The organism is Burkholderia sp. KCJ3K979 (assembly GCF_016759955.1).
GTDB classification, from domain to species: domain Bacteria; phylum Pseudomonadota; class Gammaproteobacteria; order Burkholderiales; family Burkholderiaceae; genus Burkholderia; species Burkholderia orbicola.
The window spans coordinates 1-365 of sequence record NZ_JACFYV010000497.1; the positions used below are offsets into that span (position 1 = coordinate 1).

Annotated in this window: 2 tRNA genes; both read left to right on the top strand. The window is 49.9% G+C overall.

What is annotated here, in order from left to right:
- Positions 1 to 43: 43 nt before the first annotated feature.
- A tRNA-Ile gene (locus H3O04_RS35810) sits at positions 44 to 120 on the top strand.
- A 38-nt stretch (positions 121 to 158) separates the two neighbouring features.
- Positions 159 to 234 (top strand) — tRNA-Ala (locus tag H3O04_RS35815).
- The last annotated feature ends 131 nt before the right edge of the window (positions 235 to 365 follow it).

Genomic DNA, 365 nt, shown 5'->3' on the forward strand with positions numbered 1-365 from the left:
TGAGCGCTCACGCTTATCGGCTGTAAATTAAAGACAGACTCAGGGGTCTGTAGCTCAGTCGGTTAGAGCACCGTCTTGATAAGGCGGGGGTCGTTGGTTCGAATCCAACCAGACCCACCATTGTCTGGCGGTAGGTACACCTGAGGAATTCTGTACATGGGGGCATAGCTCAGCTGGGAGAGCACCTGCTTTGCAAGCAGGGGGTCGTCGGTTCGATCCCGTCTGCCTCCACCAATCCTCAATGACAAACATTCGAATGATGATTGTTCGAGTCTTTGTCATTGGCGATTGAGCCAGTCAGAGGATATCAACAGATATCGGCTGTCGTTCTTTAACAATCTGGAAGAAGTAAGTAATTTGGATAG